The organism is Paracoccus sp. PARArs4, from assembly GCF_947311865.1.
Classification (GTDB): domain Bacteria; phylum Pseudomonadota; class Alphaproteobacteria; order Rhodobacterales; family Rhodobacteraceae; genus Paracoccus; species Paracoccus zeaxanthinifaciens.
Genome location: NZ_CAMZMW010000015.1, coordinates 16,886 through 31,072 on the forward strand (window position 1 = coordinate 16,886; position 14,187 = coordinate 31,072).

The 14,187-nt window shown below is 68.5% G+C and carries 11 protein-coding genes; 6 read left to right on the forward strand and 5 right to left on the reverse strand.

All coding sequences use genetic code 11. From position 1 onward, the window contains the following. Positions 1 to 25 precede the first annotated feature (25 nt). The 4 genes from QMZ16_RS12450 to pdeM are packed head-to-tail and all read left to right on the forward strand — an operon-like array spanning position 26 to position 5,596. Complete coding sequence (locus QMZ16_RS12450) at positions 26 to 1,018, forward strand: ligase-associated DNA damage response exonuclease (RefSeq protein ID WP_282603519.1); 993 nt, start codon at positions 26 to 28, stop codon at positions 1,016 to 1,018. After that, positions 1,015 to 2,565 (forward strand): cisplatin damage response ATP-dependent DNA ligase, encoded by a 1,551-nt coding sequence (locus QMZ16_RS12455; protein ID WP_282603520.1) that lies wholly within the window; start codon positions 1,015 to 1,017, stop codon positions 2,563 to 2,565. The genes QMZ16_RS12450 and QMZ16_RS12455 overlap by 4 nt, the downstream gene beginning before the upstream one ends. After that, positions 2,562 to 4,937 carry a ligase-associated DNA damage response DEXH box helicase gene (locus QMZ16_RS12460; protein ID WP_282603521.1) on the forward strand — a complete coding sequence of 792 codons (2,376 nt, stop codon included), beginning with the start codon at positions 2,562 to 2,564 and terminating at the stop codon, positions 4,935 to 4,937. The genes QMZ16_RS12455 and QMZ16_RS12460 overlap by 4 nt, the downstream gene beginning before the upstream one ends. Further along, positions 4,934 to 5,596, forward strand: a complete 663-nt coding sequence (gene pdeM / locus QMZ16_RS12465) for a ligase-associated DNA damage response endonuclease PdeM (protein ID WP_282603522.1) — start codon at positions 4,934 to 4,936, stop codon at positions 5,594 to 5,596. The genes QMZ16_RS12460 and pdeM overlap by 4 nt, the downstream gene beginning before the upstream one ends. Positions 5,597 to 5,652: 56 nt before the next feature. Here the strand turns inward: pdeM and QMZ16_RS12470 are convergent, their stop codons facing one another. Beyond that, positions 5,653 to 6,399 carry an outer membrane beta-barrel protein gene (locus QMZ16_RS12470; RefSeq protein ID WP_282603523.1) on the reverse strand — a complete coding sequence of 249 codons (747 nt, stop codon included), beginning with the start codon at positions 6,397 to 6,399 and terminating at the stop codon, positions 5,653 to 5,655. Positions 6,400 to 6,673: 274 nt separating this feature from the next. On the opposite strand from QMZ16_RS12470, the gene QMZ16_RS12475 reads away from it, so the two are divergent. Continuing rightward, on the forward strand, positions 6,674 to 8,575 hold the full coding sequence (locus QMZ16_RS12475; protein WP_282603524.1) for a PhoX family phosphatase: 1,902 nt from the start codon (positions 6,674 to 6,676) through the stop codon (positions 8,573 to 8,575). A gap of 54 nt (positions 8,576 to 8,629) precedes the next feature. Here the strand turns inward: QMZ16_RS12475 and QMZ16_RS12480 are convergent, their stop codons facing one another. The 3 genes from QMZ16_RS12480 to QMZ16_RS12490 are packed head-to-tail and all read right to left on the reverse strand — an operon-like array spanning position 8,630 to position 12,098. Then, complete coding sequence (locus QMZ16_RS12480) at positions 8,630 to 8,998, reverse strand: DUF1850 domain-containing protein (RefSeq protein WP_282603525.1); 369 nt, start codon at positions 8,996 to 8,998, stop codon at positions 8,630 to 8,632. Beyond that, positions 8,995 to 11,091 carry a TRAP transporter permease gene (locus QMZ16_RS12485; protein ID WP_282603526.1) on the reverse strand — a complete coding sequence of 699 codons (2,097 nt, stop codon included), beginning with the start codon at positions 11,089 to 11,091 and terminating at the stop codon, positions 8,995 to 8,997. Before QMZ16_RS12485 ends, QMZ16_RS12480 begins: the two co-directional genes overlap by 4 nt. Before the next feature lie 53 nt (positions 11,092 to 11,144). Beyond that, on the reverse strand, positions 11,145 to 12,098 hold the full coding sequence (locus QMZ16_RS12490) for a TAXI family TRAP transporter solute-binding subunit (protein ID WP_022708445.1): 954 nt from the start codon (positions 12,096 to 12,098) through the stop codon (positions 11,145 to 11,147). Positions 12,099 to 12,230: 132 nt separating this feature from the next. Here QMZ16_RS12490 and QMZ16_RS12495 point away from each other — a divergent pair, with 132 nt between their 5' ends. Beyond that, a complete protein-coding gene (locus QMZ16_RS12495) occupies positions 12,231 to 13,478 on the forward strand; it encodes a CAP domain-containing protein (RefSeq protein ID WP_282603527.1) in 1,248 nt (415 codons plus the stop codon). A gap of 13 nt (positions 13,479 to 13,491) precedes the next feature. On the opposite strand, the gene QMZ16_RS12500 is transcribed toward QMZ16_RS12495, so the two are convergent. Further along, the gene (locus QMZ16_RS12500; protein ID WP_282603560.1) at positions 13,492 to 14,178 is read right to left on the reverse strand and encodes an ATP-binding cassette domain-containing protein; all 687 of its coding nucleotides are present in this window, start codon (positions 14,176 to 14,178) and stop codon (positions 13,492 to 13,494) included. Positions 14,179 to 14,187 lie beyond the last annotated feature (9 nt).

The following is a 14,187-nucleotide window of genomic DNA, read 5'->3' on the forward strand; positions in this document are numbered from 1 at the left end:
CGCAACACCTGCCAGCACGGGGCCCATGCGCGCCGACCAGATCCTGCACCCGACCGAGGCCGGGCTCTATTGTCCGCCCGGCGATTTCTTTATCGACCCCGTCCGCCCGGTTCCGCGTGCGCTGATCACGCATGGGCATGGCGATCACGCGCGGTCGGGCCACGGATCCGTCCTTGCGACCCGCCAGACGCTCGAGATCATGGCCATCCGCTATGGCGAGGATTTCACCCGCACCCGACAGGTGGCCGAGGGGCAGATCCGCGTGGGCGATGTCACCGTCAGCTTTCACCCGGCAGGGCATATCCTCGGATCGGCCCAGATCCGCGTGCGCCCCGACAAGGGGCCGACCATCGTGGTGTCGGGCGATTACTGCCGTGCGCCCAATCCCGTCTGCGCGCCCTACGAGCCCGTGCCCTGCGACGTCTTCGTGACCGAGGCCACCTTCGGGCTGCCGGTCTTCCGCCATCCCGACCCCCTGTCCGAGATGGCCCGCCTGACCGCCAGCATGGCCGAGTTCCCCGAGCGTCCGCACCTGATCGGCGCCTATGCCCTGGGCAAGGCGCAGCGGGTCATATCGCTGGCCCGACAGGCGGGCATCGACGGCCCCATCGCGATCCACGGCGCGCTTCAGCGGCTGTGCGATTACCATGTCGAACAGGGGGTCGAGCTGGGCGAGCTGATCCCCGCCACCGCCGCCGACGTGCCCGCGCAGCTGGTCATCGCGCCGCCCTCGGCCTTTGCCAGCCCCTGGGTCCAGCGGTTCCGCGACCCGGTGATCGGCTTTGCCTCGGGCTGGATGTCGGTCCGCGCCCGCGCCCGCCAGCGCGGTGTGGAGCTGCCGCTGATCGTCAGCGACCATGTCGACTGGCCGCAGGTCACGCGGACCGTCCGCGAACTCGCCCCGTCCGAGCTGTGGATCACCCACGGAAACGAGGACGGCCTGATGCGCTGGTGCGAACTGGAAGGCATCCCCGCCCGCCCGCTGCGCCTTGTCGGATACGAGGATGAACCCGAATGAAGGCATTCGCGCATCTTCTGGAACGGCTGGCCTTCACGGGCGCGCGCAATGCCAAACTGCGGCTGCTGCGGCACTACCTGCAGTCGACGCCGGACCCCGATCGCGGCTGGGCGCTGGCGGCACTGACGGGCGATCTGAAGCTGCGGGCCGTGACGCCACGCCTGCTGCGCGGGCTGATGGCCGAACGGATCGACGAGCAGCTTTTCGCGCTGTCCTACGATTTCGTGGGCGATCTGGCCGAGACCATCGCCCTGCTGTGGCAAGGCGACGGCGACGACGACGTGCCCCTGTCGGATGCCGTGGCGCTGTTGCAGGATACGGGCCGCGCGGGGCTGCCCGCCGCCATCGCCGCGATGCTGGACCGGCTTGGCCCGTCCGAACGCCTGGCCTTCCTCAAGCTTGCGACCGGCAACATGCGCGTGGGCCTGTCCGCCCGCATGGCCCGTATCGCCCTGGCCGAGATGGGCACCCCCGAGGTCGCCGATATCGAGGAGATCTGGCACGGCCTGACCCCGCCCTATGCCCCGCTGTTCGACTGGATCGAGGGCGGCGACCGCCCCGCGCAGGCAGCCCTTGCGCCCTTCCGGCCCGTCATGCTGTCCACGCCGGTCGATCTGGACCAGCTGCAGGGCTTCGATCCCGCCGATTACGTGGCCGAATGGAAATGGGACGGCATCCGCGTGCAGGCGGTGAACGATGGCGGTGTCCGCAAGCTCTATTCCCGCACGGGCGAGGATGTGTCGGGCGCCTTTCCCGACGTGATCGAGGCGCTGAATTTCGACGGCGCGGTCGATGGCGAACTGTTGGTGCGCCGGGGCGACGACATCGCGCCCTTCGGCGATTTGCAGCAGCGGCTGAACCGCAAGACGGTGACCAGGGCGATGCTGGAGAGCCACCCCGCCGGCCTGCGCGTCTACGACCTGCTGGTCTGGCAGGGCCACGACATGCGCCCGCTGCCCCATTCCGAACGCCGCGCCGCGCTGCAGGCGGTCGATTTCGGCAGCGACCGGATCGACGTCTCGCCGCTGCTGCCCTATGCGACATGGGACGACCTGGCCGCCCTGCGCGCCGACCCGCCCAGCCCCGTGATCGAGGGCGTGATGCTGAAGCGCAGCGACAGCGCCTATGTCGGCGGGCGTCCGCGCGGGCCGTGGTTCAAGTGGAAGCGCGATCCGATGATCGTCGATGCGGTCATGCTCTATGCCCAACGGGGGCATGGCAAGCGGTCGGGCTTCTACAGCGATTTCACCTTCGGGTTGTGGGACGGCGATCAGCTGGTGCCGGTGGGCAAGGCCTATTTCGGCTTCACCGACGAGGAGCTGCGAGAGCTGGACCGCTTCGTGCGCAACAACACGACCGAGCGTTTCGGCCCGGTCCGGTCCGTCGCCCCCAAACTGGTGCTGGAGGTCGCGTTCGAGGGGCTGAACGAATCCGCGCGCCACAAGTCGGGCCTCGCCATGCGCTTTCCGCGCATCAGCCGCATCCGTTGGGACAAGCCCGCATCCGAGGCCGACCAGCTGGAAACCCTGAGGGCCATGCTGCCATGACGCTGCCCGACCGTTTCCGCGACTGGTTCGCCGCGCAGGGCTGGGAACCCCATCCCCACCAGCTGCAACTGCTGGAGGCGACGCAGGACAGCCTGCTGATCGCGCCCACGGGCGGGGGCAAGACGCTGGCGGGCTTCCTGCCATCCCTGGTGGAACTGACCGAGCCGCATCGGGGGATGCACACGCTCTATGTCTCGCCGCTCAAGGCGCTGACGGCGGATATCGCGCGCAACCTGTCGCGGCCCGTGGCCGATCTGGGGCTGGACATCCGGATCGAGGACCGGACCGGCGACACCCGCGCGGGTCAGCGTGCCCGCCAGCGGGTCGATCCGCCGCATGTGCTGCTGACCACGCCGGAATCGCTGGCGCTGATGCTGTCCTATGAACAGGCGCCGCGCATCTTCGGCGGGCTGCGCCGCGTGGTGCTGGACGAGTTGCACGCCCTGGCCGAGAACAAGCGCGGCGATCAGCTGATGCTGGCCCTGGCGCGGCTGCGCAGCCTTGCGCCCGATCTGCAGGTGACCGGCCTGTCCGCCACGGTCGAGGATCCGCAGGGCCTGCTGGCCTTCATGGGCGGCGGGCAGGTGATCCATGCCGATCCCGGCCCGGAACCCGACATCGCGATGCTGCCCACGGCCAAGCCCCCGCCCTGGGCCGGTGGCGGGGGGCATTACGCCGTCCGCGACGTGCTGGATCAGGTCCGGCAGGCGCAGACGACGATCATCTTCATCAACACCCGCGCCCAGGCCGAGCTGTTCTTCCAGGCGCTCTGGGCCGTCAACGACGAGAACCTGCCCATCGGGCTGCATCACGGCAGCCTGTCGCGTGAATCCCGCCAGAAGGTCGAGGCCGCGATGGCCGCGGGCGAATTGCGCGCGGTCGTAGCGACGGGCAGCCTGGATCTGGGCATCGACTGGGGTGCGGTCGACCTGGTGCTGCAGGTCGGTGCGCCCAAGAACGTCAAGCGGCTGGTCCAGCGGATCGGGCGGGCGAACCACCGCTACAACGCGCCGTCGCGGGCGCGGATCGTGCCCGCCAACCGCTTCGAGGTGATCGAATGCGTCGCCGCGTTGCAGGCCGTCCGCGAACGCGATCTGGATGGCGACCCGCGCGGGCCGGGGCCGCTGGACGTGTTGTGCCAGCATATGCTGCTGACCGCCTGCGCGGGGCCATTCGATGCCGACGCGCTGTTTGCCGAGATCCGCCGCGCCGGCCCCTATCGCGACCTGACCCGCGCCGATTTCGACGATTGCCTGAACTTCGCGGCGACGGGCGGCTATGCCCTGCGCGCCTATGACCGCTGGCAGCGGCTGATGCAGCGCGACGGGTCGTGGCGGCTGCGCGATCCGCGCGCCGCGCGCGACATCCGCATGAATATCGGCACCATCGTCGAATCCGAGATGCTGCGCGTCCGCATGCGGGGCAGGGGCGGCGCCCCCTTGGGCGAGGTCGAGGAATCCTTCGCCGCGACCCTGCTGCCGGGCGACACCTTCCTGATCGGCGGCCAGACGGTGCGCTACGAGGGGCTGCGCGACATGGTGGTCGAGGTCGTCAAGCAACCCACCAAGGAGCCGCGCATCGCCGTCTTCTCGGGGGTCAAGCTTGCGACCTCGACCCAGCTGTCGCACCGGGTGCAGGCGCTGATCGGGGATCCGGCCCATCACGCATCCCTGCCGCGCGACACGCGCGACTGGCTGGCGCTGCAATCGCAGGTCGGCGGCCTGCCGCGCGATGGAGTCCTGACCAGCGAGAGCTTTGCCCACCAGGGCCGCTGGCACTTTGCGCTGTATGGTTTTGCGGGGCGGAACGCGCTGCAGACCCTGGGCCTGCTGATGACGCGCATGATGGAGGATGCGGGCCTCGGGCCCCTGGGGTTCCTGTCCACCGATTACGCGCTGCTGGTCTGGTCCATCGACCCCGTGCGCGATCCCGCGCCCCTGCTGGACCGCGACGGCCTGCGCGAGGGCCTGGGCGACTGGCTGGCGGGGAACGCGGTGATGAAGCGGACCTTCCGCAACGTGGCCGTCATCGCGGGGCTGATCCAACGCAACCTGCCCGGCACGCGCAAGACGGGGCGTCAGGCCACGTTTTCCAGCGACATCCTCTATGATACGCTGCGACGCTACGACCCGGATCATCTGCTTCTGCGCATCACCGCGCAGGAGGCCCGTCACGGGCTGGTCGATTTCGACCGGATCGAGGACATGCTGGACCGCAACCGACAGATCGACCACCGCATGCTGGACCGCGTGTCGCCGCTGGCAGCGCCCTTGCTGCTGGAAAAGGGCCGGGTTCCCATCGCCGGCAAGGGCCGGGAACGCCTGGCCGAGGAAGAGGCCGCCGCCCTCATGGCCGAGGCGGGGCTGGCGTGATCCATCACGATCTGCACTTCGCGGGCCAGCGGTTCCAGGCGCGGGCATCGGGGGCGCTGTTCTGGCCCGCCCGGCGCTGGCTGATCCTGTCGGACCTGCATCTGGGCAAGTCCGAGCGCATGGCCCGTCGCGGCGGCGCGCTGCTGCCCCCCTACGAGACGCAGGAGACGCTGGACCGCGCCGCGTCGGAAATCGAGGCGACCGATCCCGCGGCCATCGTCAGCCTTGGCGACGGGTTCGACGACGACGCGGCGGGGCGGGCGCTGCCCGACGACATCTGCGCGCGGTTGCAGGCCATGGCACAGGGGCGCGACTGGATCTGGGTACAGGGCAACCACGATCCCGGCCCGATCTGCCCGCGCCTTCCGGGCGCCGCGGTCGCGCAGATCGACGCCGTCCCCGCCCTGCGCCACGAGGCCGCGAACGGTCCGGACATCAGCGGGCATTACCACCCCTGCATCCGGCTGGGCGGCACGCGCAGGCGCTGCTTCCTGATGGGAGAGTCGCACCTGATCCTGCCGGCCTTCGGGGCCTATACCGGGGGCCTGCCGGTCGAGGATCCGGCCCTGCGCGCGCTGGTCCCCAAGGGCATCGCCATCGCCTGCGGATCGCGCGCGCTGCCCGTTCCGGTGGGGCACCGGACCCGTCGCCGCGCATGAGAAAGGGGCCGGGCGCATCACGCGCACCGGCCCCGCCATGATCCCGTCAGGACCGATCAGAAGCGCCAGTTGGCCCCGACCTTGACGGTGCTGTGCGAGACGCTGGCGCGGGTGTCGAAGGTAAAATCATCCAGAGCGAAATCGACAGTTTCGTTGCCAAAATCTCGATACTGATATTCGGCAAAGACCGATAGACGATCGTTCATTAGGCGTTCCACACCCAGACCGGCCGCAATGCCGGTTGAGCTGTAATCCTCCGAGATCGAGCCTTCATCCGAAGAGAAGCTATACTCGAAATCGCCGCGCGCAATTCCAAAAGTACCATAGATCAACGTTTGGGGATCCAGAAGATAGCCGGTCTTCGCGACAAGGGCGATGACGTTTTTCATATCGTTCTCGGCCTCGACCTCGGCATCGAACAACAGGATGTCGCGGCTCTTATCGACAGAGCCGAATTGAGCGCTCAGCTCGGGGCCAAAGATCCAGTTGCCGCGCTGCCAGCGATAACCTGCATGGATGCCGCCAGTCACGCCGTTGACGCCGACATCGCCCAGCCCACTTTCCTCGCGCAGCAGCGTATCATCTCGGTAAGCGCGCAGGCCGATCTCGTCATCGGTGCCGCCGACATAGCCGAGCGAGCCGCCGACATAGGCGCCGGTCCAGGCGGATGCGACGGGCTCGGGGGCTGCGATCACGGGCGCGGTCTCCAGCACCGGGGCGACGGCGCCGCCTGCCTGGGCCGTGGCGGCTGCTGCAAGGGTGATGGCAAGGGCTGCGGCGCCCGGCTTGAACTTCGAGGTCATCGTCATCTCTCCTGGAACGCTGCGCCTGATGGCCGCCAGACGGAATTGTAGGTGTGATCGCAGGTATGGCCCGATCCTAGCCGAGGACAAGCGGAATGTCGCGCGCCTCAGGGTTGTATTAAAGGACATGGCCCGATTCTTCAGGCGAATTCAGCGCCCTCGGGCAGGGCCTGCGACATTTCTGCAACGAGCGCCTTCACCCAAGCGTCACATGGCGGCGCTAAAGCCTGCCCGGAAGCCCGCGCGACGGGCGACTCAGAGAATGGAGCGAGCCATGACCGACCGCCAGCAGACACGCCTTTCGGCAGATGACTGGGACGAGCTGAACTTCCCCCGTCCCGAGGTGCAGGAATTCGACCGCGTGGTCGAGCGCGCGATCTCGCGTCGCGGCTTCCTGGGCGGTGCGCTGGCCTTCGGCTCGGGTGCGGCCGTCATGGGCAGCGCGTTCCTGAAGGCCAGCCCCGCGCTGGCGCAGCAGGCCGCGCGCTTCCCCTTCGAACAGATCGCCGCGCAGACCGACGCGACCATCCACGTCCCCGAGGGCTACAGCTGGAAAACCCTGGTGCGTTGGGGCGATCCGCTGTTCTCGGACGCGCCGGAATTCGACGCGGCCAAGGGCATCCCGACCGAAGGTTCGGACCGCGTCTTCGGCGAGAATACCGACGGCATGGAAGCCTTCGAGGTCGAGGGTCGTCAGCTTCTGGCGGTGAACAGCGAATACGTGAACACCGACATCAACCTGCCCGAGAATGCCGACGGGCTGGCCGCATCCGCCGATGACGTGCTGCGCCTGCAGAACTTCCAGGGCGTCACCGTCATGGAAGTGGCCGAGGGCGAGGATGGCTGGGCCGTCGTGGTCGACAGCCCCTACAACCGCCGCATCACGCATCTGACGCAGATGACGATGGACGGCCCCGCCGCTGGTCACGAGCTGCTGCGCACCGAGGCCGACCAGACCGGCATGGCGCCTCTGGGCACGTTCAACAATTGCGGTTCGGGTCGCACGCCCTGGGGCACGTACCTGACCTGCGAAGAGAACTTCAACGGCTATTTCGGCGCCTCGGGCGAGATGCCCACGGACGAGAAGACGGCTGCGGGCTATGGCCGCTATGGCATCAGCGCCGAGGGTTCGGGCTACGAGTACCACAAGTACGACGCCCGCTTCGACGTGACGGCGAACCCCAACGAGCCGCATCGCGCGGGCTATATCGTCGAGATCGACCCGGCAGACCCGGAATCGACCCCCGTCAAGCACACCGCGCTTGGCCGCTTCAAGCACGAGAACGCTGCCGCGGTCGTGGCCAAGGACGGCAAGGTCGTCGTCTACATGGGCGACGACGAACGTGGCGAATTCATGTACAAGTGGGTCAGCCGCGACACCTACGAGGAAGGTGGCGACACGTCCTCGCTGCTGTCCGAGGGCACGCTGTTCGCCGCGAAGTTCAACGACGACATGACCGGCGAATGGCTGGCCCTGACGCCCGAGACCACCGGCATGGAGGCCGCCGAGATCGCGATCTTCACCCGCATGGCCGCATCGGCCGCCGGTGCCACCACGATGGACCGCCCCGAGTGGATCGCCGTGAACCCGACCGCCCCCGAGGCCTATTGCTGCCTGACGAACAACAGCAAGCGTGGCGCGGATGCGACCAATGCCGGCGGCGACGACATGAGCACCAACGCCCCCAACCCGCGCGAGACGAACGAATACGGCCAGATCGTGCGCTGGCGCCCGGTGGATCAGGACCACGCCGCGGACGGGTTCGAATGGGATCTGTACGTGATGGCGGGCAACCCGACCGTTCACAAGGACGGCCCCTATGCGGGCACCGACAACATCAACGCGGGCAACCTGTTTAACTCGCCCGACGGGATGCAGATCGACTCGACCGGCCTCATCTGGATCCAGACCGATGGCGACGATTCGAACGAGGGCGAGTTCGCGGGCATGGGCAACAACCAGATGCTGGCGGGCGACCCCGAGACCGGTGAGATCCGCCGCTTCCTGACCGGGCCGAACGGGTCCGAGGTCACCGGCCTGACCTGGTCGGCGGACAAGCGCACGATGTTCGTGGGCATCCAGCACCCCGCCGCGCCCTTCCCGGACGGCGAAGGCAGCCTGCCGCGTTCGGCGATCGTGGTGGTCAAGCGCGACGACAACGCACTGGTCGGCTGAGGCCGGATCTTGCCGGAATGCGAAGGGGGCGCGGGTGACCGCGCCCCCTTTTGGTCAGGGTGCCGCGCAGTCCTGCGCCTGCCACAGCCGGATCGGTCGGTCGCCTTCCGGCAGGTCGTGGCATTCGCCCGCCGCGCACAGGCGCCAGCCGCCGCCCGTGGCCCCCGACGCGCCCAGCAGCACCTGCGCCACGGGCGGGGTATCGGGTTCCCACCACCACGCGCCGTCGCGCAGCACGGCGTCGGGGGCAGGCTCCATCCCGGCACCCGATCCGGTGATGCGGGCCTCGACCGGGGCAAGCCCGGCCTCGGTCGCCTGCCAGCGCTCCCACCAGCGGGTCCGTTCCACCGAATGGGTCCATTCCAGCGTGAAACCGGGGGCGGCCAGCGTCAGGACCGCCGCCCCCGCGGCAACGCAGATCACCGCGCCTTGCGCGTGCGCAGGACATGCGCCGCGAGGAAGGCCGCGGCCAGCCCGAAGCCGATCTGGTCGGACAGGGGCATCGCCAGGATCAGCGACACGCCACCCGCCATCGCCAGCAGCCGTTCGGGAATGGTCGTGCGGTTCAGGAAGAAGCCCACGACGGCGATCCCCCACAGCCCGATCCCCAGAACGGTCTTGAGCAGCACATAAGCCACCTCGACCGGATAGCCCCAGGCCTCGGCGATGGCGCCCCCGTCCTGCAGCATCAGCGAGGGCGTGTAGACGGCCATGAACGGGATGATGAAGCCCGCAGCCGCCAGCCGGATCGCCTGCAACGAGATCTTCAGCCCCGGCGCCTTGGCGATCGGTCCCGCCGCGAAGCAGGCCAGCGCCACCGGCGGCGTCAGGTCGGCCATGATCCCGAAATAGAAGACGAACATGTGGCTGACCAGCAGCGGCACGCCCAGTTCCAGCAGCGCCGGCCCCGCCAGCGACGAGGTGATGATGTAGTTGGGGATCGTCGGGATCCCCATCCCCAGCACCAGGCAGGTCAGCATGGTCAGGAACAGCGACAGGAACAGGTTGTTCTCGCCAATGGCGATGATCGCGCCGATGAAGGTGGACGCGATGCCCGTCAGGGTCAGCGTGCCGATGACGACGCCGACGATGGCGCAGGCCATGCCCACGGGCAGGGCGTTGCGCGCGCCCTGCGCCAGCGCGTCGCGCACGATGCCGATGGTCGGGCGCGTGCCCTGGAACAGCGCGCAGGCCAGGATCAGCGTCGCGATGACGATGACCAGCAGGTTGATCCCGAACTTCAGGAACGCCGCGCAGGCAAGGCCCAGTGCCACCCAGAAGACCATGCGGAAGGCCTGCGGCCCGATCATGGCGGCCAGCGGCGTGCCCAGGATCAGCACGGTCACCAGCGCCAGGCCCATCGTGCCCGCGAAGATCGGCGTGTAGCCCGCGAACAGCAGGTAGACCAGCGCCGCCAGCGGCAGCACCAGCGGCCATTGCGACCGGACGGCGTGCCAGGGGTTCGGCAGGCTGTCCTTGGGCAGGCCGCGCAGGTTGTCGCGCCCGGCCTGCAGCCAGACCATCCAGAAGACCACGCCGAAATACAGCACCGCCGGGACGATGGCCGCCTTGACGACCGAGGCATAGGGGACGTTCAGCGTCTCGGCCATGATGAAGGCCACGGCGCCCATGACCGGCGGCATGATCTGCCCGCCCATGGATGCCGTCGCCTCGACCCCGCCCGCGAAGGCGGCCTTGAACCCCGATTTCTTCATCATCGGGATGGTGAACTGCCCCGAGGCGACCACGTTGGCGACCCCCGACCCCGAGATGGTGCCCATCAGCGCCGAGGACAGCGTGGCGACCTGCGCGGGTCCGCCCCGCACGCCGCCCACCAGGCCAAGCGCGAAATCGTTGAACAGGTTCAGCATCCCCGCCCGTTCGAGGAAGGCCGCGAAGACCACGAAGATGAAGATGTAGGCGCTGCTGACATAGATCGGGCTGCCATAGATGCCCTCGGTCCCGAAGGCGAAATGCTCCACGATCTGGTCATAGCCGTATCCGCGATGGATGAAGGGCGGCGGCAGGTGCTGGCCGAAGAAGCAATAGGCCAGGAAGATCGCCGCGATCACCGCCAGCGGCCAGCCCATCAGGCGGCGCGCGCCCTCGAAGACCAGCACGACCAGGATCGTGCCCATCACCAGGTCCATCTGCGTCAGGAACCCGGTGCGGCGGATCAGGTCGTTGTATTCGACCCAGTTGTAGACCCCGGTCGAGAAGCCCAGCAGCCCCAGGGCCCAGAACAGCGCCTGCGTCGTGCGGGTCCTGGCCAGAAGGTTGCCGATCAGGCCGAAGCCCAGAAGCAGCAGGAAGCCCACATGCATGGCGCGGACGACCTGGCTGGGCAGGGTGCCGTAACCCGCCGCCCAGAGTTGAAAGAGGGAAAAGGCCACGGCCAGCCAGAAGGCCACGCGGCCCATCAGGCCCTCGCCGAAGCCCGGCGGCAGACCTTCCGAGACTTCGGCCTCGGCATGGGGATCCAGACGAGTCGCCTCGTCGGTCAGGGGTGCGGACATGGGGGTCTCCAGGAAAGATGGCCCCGCGCGTCACGGCGCGGGGCCCTGGGGCATCACTCGATGATGCCGATTTCGCGATAGTAGCGCTCGGCGCCCGGATGCAGCGGGATCGAGACGCCCTCGACGGCGCCCTCGGGGGTGATCCCCTCGGCGGCGGCATGGGCCGAACGCATGCGGTCCAGGTTCTCGAACAGCTGCTTGGTCATCTGGTAGGCGGTTTCCTCGCTGACGCCCTCGTGGGTGATCAGCATGTTGCCCACGGCGGCGGTCGGAACGTCGGCATCCTGCCCGTTATAGGTGCCGGCGGGGATCACCGCGGGCGCATAGGGCGCGCCGATGCTGGTCACGACCTCTTCGGGAATGGCGACCAGGTTGATGTCGTGGGTGGCCGACAGGTCCTTGATGAAGGCGACGCCCAGCCCCGAGGATTGCAGCGTGGCCTCCAGCTGGCGGTTCTTGATCAGCTCGGCCGATTCCGCGAAGGGCAGGTATTCCACCTTGCCCAGGTCGTCATAGGACATGCCGCCCGCCGCGAAGATCGCGCGCGCGTTCAGCTCGGTCCCCGATGCGGGTGCGCCGACGGACAGGGTCTTGCCCTTCAGATCCTCGAGCGTCTCGGCGCCGGTCGAGGCGTCCGCGACGATCTGGATATAGTTCGGATAGATGGCGGCAAGCGCGCGCAGTTCCTTCAGGGGGCGCGGGAAGCCCGCTTCCTCGTTGCCCTCCCATGCCATCTGCACGGAATCGCCCAGGGCAAAGCCCAGCTCGCCCCGGCCCTGCGCCAGCAGGTTCAGGTTCTCGACCGAGGCCTTGGTCGACTGCACCTGCGTGCGCGCGCCCTCGATCGTGTCCGCATAGATCTCGGACAGGGCAACGCCCATCGGATAGTAGACCCCCGAGGTGCCGCCGGTCAGCACGTTGATGAATTCCTGCGATTGCGCCAGCGGCGCGCTGGCCATCAGCGACAGGGCCGCGGCCGGAAGGGTCGCTGCGATGCGTTTGATCATGTCGGTATCCTCCCAATGATACTGCGCGCAGGGTAGCGATATTTCGCCCAACGGAAAGCCCGAAGGCCGGGGGCGCTGGAAATCATGGAACAGTTGAGCCACATCCAAAGGCACAACCCTGAAAGGAACGCCATGACCGTCGCGACCGATGCCGAACGACTGATGCTGGACCTCGTGAACGGGGCGCGGGCCGATGCGGGGCTGGACGCGCTGACGCTCGAGACGCATCTGAACGCATCGGCGGACGCCCATAGCGACTGGATGCTGGCGCAGGACGTCTTCTCGCATACGGGGGCGGGGGGCAGTTCGGCGACCGACCGGATGCGCGATGCGGGGTTCGATCTGTCGGGCGCGTGGATGACGGCCGAGAACCTGGCCTTCGTCAGCATCGACGGCGACGGCTCGCTGGCGGACGAGATCGCGACCCTGCACCGCAACCTGATGAACAGCGACGGCCATCGCGCCAACATCCTGGACCCCGACCTGACCCTGGTCGGCATCGGGCTGCAGGTGGGCGAATATGACGGTCATCGGGTGCTGATGGCCACGCAGAACTTCGCCCGCACCGATGGCGAGGTCGTGCTGGACCTTGGGCAGGGCGTCACTATCGCCGAGGCCGACGCGCCCGGCATGTTCGTCGCGGGCGTCGATCGCGGTTCCTGGGAGGACCAGAACCCCGATGCGACGGGCGGCGTGTCCCAGGCGGCCGACGACCTGCGCCTGAACGGCGGCGACAACCAGGTCGCGGGGATGGGCGGCAACGACTGGATCGCGGGATTTGCGGGCCATGACACCCTGTCGGGCGGTGCGGGCAACGACCGCCTTGCAGGCGGTGCGGGCTTCGATTCGATGATGGGGGGCGATGGCCACGACCGGCTGGCGGGCGGTGACGGGGCCGACTGGCTTGCGGGCAATCGCGGGGCGGATCACCTGCGCGGCAATGCGGGCCACGACAAGCTGTTCGGCGGCAACTGGCACGACCGGCTGGATGGCGGGCTGAATGCCGACACGCTGCATGGCGGGAACGGCAACGACGTTCTGAACGGCGGGCAGGGCTTCGACCGGCTCTTTGGCGGGGCGGGGCAGGACACGCTGGCCGGCGGCTCCGAGGCGGATGTGATGTCGGGCGGCGCGGGTGCCGATGTCTTCGTCATCAAGCAGGGCGACGGGCATGACCGCATCACCGATTTCGGCAACGGGGCCGACCGGCTGTTCGTCGACGCCGACCTGATCGGCGACGATGTGGCGGGCTTCGTCGCGGATCGCATCACCGACACCGGCAGCGGTGTCCGCATCGATTTCGGCGGCGGCGACCTGCTGGTGCTGGAGGGTGCGGACCTGACCGTCGCGGATGTCGCGGACGACATCTTCCTGGTCTGAGCTACGGGTCGGCTCAGCCGAAGGCCCGCCCCAGATAGTCCCGCAGCGCGGGTGGCGGATCGCGCAGCAGGTCCCGCGTGGGCTGCGGCGCGTGACAGCGCCCGTCCTGAACGACGATGGTATCATGCGCGAAGTCCAGCGCGTCCTGCGGATCATGCGTGACCATCAGCATCAGCGCGCCGGTCTCGGACCCGATGCGGTCCAGCAGGTCCAGCATCTCGGATTTCAGGGCGGGCCCGAGGGCGGCGAAGGGCTCGTCCAGCAGCAGGATGGGCCGCGCCCGCAGCAGCACGCGGGCCAGCGCGACGCGGCTTTGCTGGCCGCCCGACAGGCTGGCGGGCAGGCGGTTCTCGAACCCCTCCAGCCCGACATCCGCGATGGCGCGGGCCACGCGGTCGCGCTGATCGCGCGACAGGCGCAGATCCGGGCGCAGGCCCAGCCCGACATTGCTTGCGACATCCAGATGCGGGAACAGGTTCTGGTCCTGGAACAGCACCGACAGCGGGCGCTTGCCCGGGGGAATGGCGGTCAGGTCCCGCCCCTCCCATGCGATGCGGCCCCGGTCCGGCGTCAGGAACCCCGCGATCAGCGACAGAAGCGTGGTCTTGCCCGCCCCCGACGGTCCGATCACGGCGATGCGCCCGCCGGGCTGCAGGTCCAGGTCGGCTGCGAATTCCCACCCCTCGCGGTGCAGGACGATGTCGCGGCA

What these genes read in the sequence shown, in the direction of transcription:
- QMZ16_RS12490 (WP_022708445.1), bottom strand. Translation starts at nt 12,098, where the DNA reads ATGATCAAACGCATCGCAGCGACCCTTCCGGCCGCGGCCCTGTCGCTG.
- QMZ16_RS12460 (WP_282603521.1), top strand. Translation starts at nt 2,562, where the DNA reads ATGACGCTGCCCGACCGTTTCCGCGACTGGTTCGCCGCGCAGGGCTGG.
- QMZ16_RS12455 (WP_282603520.1), top strand. Translation starts at nt 1,015, where the DNA reads ATGAAGGCATTCGCGCATCTTCTGGAACGGCTGGCCTTCACGGGCGCG.
- QMZ16_RS12485 (WP_282603526.1), bottom strand. Translation starts at nt 11,091, where the DNA reads ATGTCCGCACCCCTGACCGACGAGGCGACTCGTCTGGATCCCCATGCC.
- QMZ16_RS12450 (WP_282603519.1), top strand. Translation starts at nt 26, where the DNA reads ATGCGCGCCGACCAGATCCTGCACCCGACCGAGGCCGGGCTCTATTGT.
- QMZ16_RS12475 (WP_282603524.1), top strand. Translation starts at nt 6,674, where the DNA reads ATGACCGACCGCCAGCAGACACGCCTTTCGGCAGATGACTGGGACGAG.
- QMZ16_RS12470 (WP_282603523.1), bottom strand. Translation starts at nt 6,399, where the DNA reads ATGACCTCGAAGTTCAAGCCGGGCGCCGCAGCCCTTGCCATCACCCTT.
- QMZ16_RS12495 (WP_282603527.1), top strand. Translation starts at nt 12,231, where the DNA reads ATGACCGTCGCGACCGATGCCGAACGACTGATGCTGGACCTCGTGAAC.